The following is a 4,978-nucleotide window of genomic DNA, read 5'->3' on the forward strand; positions in this document are numbered from 1 at the left end:
GCTTGCTGGCGAACGCGTTTCTTCAGCTGCCGGTTGCGTACCTGACACACCGCATTCGCCAGCAAGCCGGCTCCTACAGCTTAGGATCGCGGGGGATCATTTACACCGGGGTGAACTCGAACGTGGGACTGAGGGACTCTGCAGGAGCCTGCGGCAGGAGAAAATGTAGGAGCCGGCTTGCTGGCGAACGCGTTTCTTCAGCTGCCGGTTGCGTACCTGACACACCGCATTCGCCAGCAAGCCGGCTCCTACAGCTTAGGATCGCGGGGGATCATTTACACCGGGGTGAATTCGGGTGTGGGACTGAGGGACTCTGCTGGAGCCGGCGGCAGGAGAAAATGTAGGAGCCGGCTTGCTGGCGAACGCGTTTCTTCAGCTGCCGGTTGCGTACCTGACACACCGCATTCGCCAGCAAGCCGGCTCCTATAGCTTGGTATCACGGAGGATCATCTATACCAGGGTGAACTCGAATGTGGGACCGGCTTTAGCCGGGAAAGCGTCGGTTGTCACACCAAAAAGCAGCGAGTGAATACGGCCGCTTCCCGGCTTAAGCCGGTCCCGCGAAAGCATCGCGTACCCGGCCGTCGGTGAAGGCGGCCTCATCGGCCTCCTTCTTCTTACTCAGCGTTCTTACGCGGCCACTTCGTACAGCTTCAGCACTTCTACCTCACCGCTAACCAGCGCCTGACGCATCCGCGCAGCCTGCAACGCCGCCGCTTTCATGGCGCTTTCCTTGACGTGACCGTAACCGCGAATTTTCTCCGGCAGGCGGGCCAGGCTCAGCGCCGTGTGCCGGTTATTCGCGCTCAGATGGCCAAGGATCAACTCGACATCCGCCACGTAGGCCTCGATCAATTCACGCTCCTGACGCCGCTCCAGACTGCGGCCGAACGGGTCGAGCGCCGTACCCCGCAGGAATTTGAACCGTGCCAGAACATCGAATGCTTTCAGCATCCACGGCCCGAAGCTGCGCTTGCGCGGCGCGCCGGTTTTGGCATCGCGCTTGGCCAGCCACGAGGGCGCCAGGTGAAACTCGATCCGGTAGTCGCCTTCAAACTGGGCTTCCAGCTGGCGGGTGAAATCGCCGTTGCTGTACAGCCGCGCCACCTCGTATTCGTCCTTGTAGGCGAGCAGTTTGAAGTAGTTGAACGCCACGGCCTCGGTCAACGCCGGCGCTTGCCCCGGGAACAGCCGTGCCTCAGCGTCACGCACACGGTTTACCAGAGTCAGATAACGCTCACTGAGCGCACCATTTTGATAGGCGATCAGCGCGTGGACATTGCGCGTGACACGTTCTTCCAGGGTCAGCTGTTCCGGCTCCGACGCAGGGCTGGAGAGCGGATTGGCCGCCGCTTGCACCGCGGGCAGGTCAAATGCTGCTCGGCGACCCCACAGAAACGCCTGCTGGTTCAGATTGACTGCAACGCCATTGAGCTCGATGGCTTTTTCGATGGCTGCTGAGGTCAACGGAATCAGCCCCAGCTGGAAGGCATAACCGAGCATGAAGAGGTTGCTGGCGATGCTGTCGCCCATCAGCTTGGTCGCAAGATCAGTGGCCTGCACAAAATGCGTTTTCTCCGCGCCAACGGCTTCGCGCAGTGTTTGCATCATCGCCTCAGCCGGGAACTCCGCGTCAGGGTTGCGGGTGAATTCGGCGGTGGGTGTTTGCTGGCTATTGACCACGGCATGGGTTTTCGCGCTGTTGAGCTTGGCGATGGCGTCCGGCCCGGATGCCACCAGCAGGTCGCAACCCAGCAGCAAGTGTGCTTCCCCGGCCGCAATGCGCACGGCGAACAGATCCTCTTGCCGCGCAGCGATACGGATATGGCTGACCACAGGACCAAATTTCTGCGCCAGGCCCGCCTGATCGAGCACGCTGCAGCCTTTACCTTCCAGGTTCGCAGCGTAACCCAGCATCGCGCCGACGGTGGTCACCCCGGTGCCGCCGACTCCCGGCAGCAGGATGTTGTACGGCTGGTCGAGGTTCGGCAGGGTCGGCTCTGGCAGCTCGGTGAACGCCTGCGCCTGCTTGGGCAACTGAGGCTTGCGCAGCTTGCCGCCATGCACCGTCACGAAGCTGGGGCAGAAGCCTTCGACGCAGCTGAAGTCCTTGTTGCACGCGCTTTGATCGATCTCGCGCTTACGGCCTTCCGGCGTTTCCTTGGGCAATACCGAGAGGCAACCCGACTTAACGCCACAGTCACCGCAGCCTTCGCACACGGCCGGATTGATGATCGCGCGCTTGTCCAGATCAACCAGGGTGCCGCGTTTGCGGCGGCGGCGTTTTTCGGTGGCGCAGGTCTGGTCATAGATGATCACCGACACGCCTTTGAATTCCCGCAGTTCGCGCTGAACGCTGTCGAGGTCGCTGCGGTGGTGGAACGTGGTGATCGGCGCGAACTGCTCGCGGCTCGGGTACTTTTCCGGCTCGTCCGAAACCAGCGCAATGCGCTGCACGCCTTCATTGAACACCTGCCGGCTGAGCTGGTCGACGCGCAGCACGCCATCGATCGGTTGCCCGCCCGTCATCGCCACGGCGTCGTTGTACAGAATCTTGTAAGTGATGTTGACCTTGGACGCGACTGCAGCCCGCAGCGCCAGATGCCCGGAGTGGAAGTAGGTGCCGTCGCCGAGATTCTGGAACACGTGGGGCGTTTCGGTGAACGGCGCTTGACCAATCCAGGTCACGCCCTCGCCGCCCATCTGGGTAAACGTGTCGGTTTCCCGGTCCATCCAGATGGTCATGTAATGGCAGCCGATGCCGGCCAGCGCGCGACTCCCTTCCGGGACCCGCGTCGACGTGTTATGCGGGCAGCCCGAGCAGAAATGCGGCGTGCGCTGAGTCTTGAACAACGGTACGGCGAGGGCCTTTTCCTTGTCCTGCAGGAACTGCAGACGGGCTTCGATTTTCGGGCTGCTGTAGATCGGGGCAAGTCGCTTGGCGATGACCCGGGCGATCATCGCGGGCGTCAGTTCGGCCAGATTGGGCAGCAGCGAACGGCCCTCTTCGTCGAACTCGCCGACAACACGAGGACGCTGATCAACGGGCCAGTTGTACAGCTGGCCGGTCAACTGATCCTCGATCACGCTGCGTTTTTCCTCGACCACGAGAATTTCTTCAAGACCCTCGGCGAAGCCATGCACCGAGACGGGTTCCAGAGGCCAGCTCATGCCGACCTTGAGCACGCGGATACCCACCGATGCGCAGAGTTCTTCGTCGATGCCGAGCTCTTCCAGCGCTTGGCGCACGTCCAGGTAGGACTTGCCGGTGGTGATGATGCCCAGCCGCGGTTGTGGCGAATCGATCACCACTTTGTTGAGGTTGTTGGCCCGCGCAAACGCCCGCGCCGCATAGATTTTGTAGGTGTTGAGCCTTGCCTCCTGGGCAAGGGGCGGATCAGGCCAGCGAATGTGCAGGCCGCCCTCGGGAATCTGGAAATCTTCAGGGATGCGGGTCTGGATGCGCAGCGGGTCGACTTCAACCACCGCGGAAGAATCGACGTTTTCCGCAATGGTCTTCATCGCCACCCAGCAACCGCTGTAGCGCGAGAGCTCCCAGCCGATGATGCCGTAATCGAGAATTTCCTGGACATTGCTCGGGTTGAGCACCGGGATCATCGAGGCGATGAACGCGTGTTCGCTCTGGTGCGCGATGGTCGAAGATTTGCAGCCGTGGTCGTCGCCCGCGAGGATCAACACCCCGCCGTTTTCCGCTGCGCCGGCCGAGTTGCCGTGTTTGAAGACGTCCCCGCAACGGTCAACGCCCGGGCCCTTGCCGTACCAGAGGGCAAACACGCCGTCATATTTGCCGTGGGGGAACAGGTTGACCTGCTGACTGCCCCAAACCGCAGTGGCCGCGAGTTCTTCGTTGACGCCGGGCTGGAAATGAATGGCGTTCTGCTGGAGATACTCCTTGGCGTCCCACAGGCTCTTGTCGAGATTGCCCAGCGGCGAGCCCCGGTAGCCGGAGATAAACCCGGCGGTGTTCAGGCCGCGGGCTTCGTCGCGCTGCTTTTGCAGCATCGGCAGCCGGGTCAGGGCTTGCGTTCCGGTCAGATACAGATTGCCGGTTGCGAGTCGGTATTTATCATCCAGACGAATATCGGCCAGGGACATTCAGGCACTCCTTTATTGTTATTAGTGCGTTTTGAATGCGGCGCAGTGTCTTTATGAGCTCCACTTGCGCCTCGCCATCGGGACGGTTCAGCCCGACGGTCACAAGCAAAATACTGCCTGCCCGGCGCAGGCTTTTTCTTTCTAAATCGGCGCGAATCTGCTCATATCGTGCATGCCTGTTCCTGTTCAATAATAAAAAAGGGTCAATTCATGCAGGTTAAGCTGAGCCCCATCGATCGCAAGATTCTCCGCCTGTTGCAACACGATGCCGACCTCTCCGCCGCGGAGATCGCCGAGCGCGTCGAGCTGTCCCAATCGCCGTGCTGGCGGCGCATCAACCGCCTGGAGGAAGAAGGCATCATCGAGCGCAAGGTCGCCCTGCTCAACCCGGCCAAACTGGGGCTGACCATGACGGTGTTTGTGGACGTCAAACTGTCCGGTCACGGGCGCAAGTACCTGACCGAGTTCGAGGAGGCGATCACCGGATTCCGTGAAGTGCTGGAGTGCTACACCATGGCAGGCGACATGGATTTTCTGCTCAAGGTGGTGGTGCAGGACATCGCCAGCTACGAGCGTTTCCTGCGCGATCATCTGCTGCAAAGCCCCCACGTTCAGGAAGCGCATTCAAACATCGCGATGAGTGTGGTCAAACGCACCACGGAATTGCCGATCGACTGAAGCGGTTGCGGTTGCGGTTGATGTTGCGGTTGATGGTTACGCTGACGGTGGCTGATCGGTAAACCTGGCGCTGCCGCAGTGAGCGCTGGGTCGCCACGTGCATGAACGGCGAGCTTCGATACTGTAGGAGCCGGCTTGCTGGCGAACCCGTCGTGTCAGTAATGAACCTATCGACTGTCACACC

At 60.9% G+C, this 4,978-nt stretch carries 2 protein-coding genes; one reads left to right on the forward strand and one right to left on the reverse strand.

Annotation, left to right across the window (positions count from 1 at the left end):
* Positions 1-630: 630 nt before the first annotated feature.
* On the reverse strand, positions 631-4,116 hold the full coding sequence (locus tag QRN48_RS14315) for an indolepyruvate ferredoxin oxidoreductase family protein (protein ID WP_285351286.1): 3,486 nt from the start codon (positions 4,114-4,116) through the stop codon (positions 631-633).
* 210 nt (positions 4,117-4,326) lie between these two features.
* Here QRN48_RS14315 and QRN48_RS14320 point away from each other — a divergent pair, with 210 nt between their 5' ends.
* Entirely contained in the window at positions 4,327-4,794 is a 468-nt protein-coding gene (locus QRN48_RS14320) for an Lrp/AsnC family transcriptional regulator (protein WP_037010256.1), read from the forward strand.
* Positions 4,795-4,978 lie beyond the last annotated feature (184 nt).

This window comes from Pseudomonas sp. ME-P-057 (assembly GCF_030208975.1).
GTDB lineage: Bacteria > Pseudomonadota > Gammaproteobacteria > Pseudomonadales > Pseudomonadaceae > Aquipseudomonas > Aquipseudomonas lutea.

Coding starts and splice junctions, on each gene's coding strand:
- QRN48_RS14315 (WP_285351286.1), bottom strand. CDS start 4,116: ATGTCCCTGGCCGATATTCGTCTGGATGATAAATACCGACTCGCAACC.
- QRN48_RS14320 (WP_037010256.1), top strand. CDS start 4,327: ATGCAGGTTAAGCTGAGCCCCATCGATCGCAAGATTCTCCGCCTGTTG.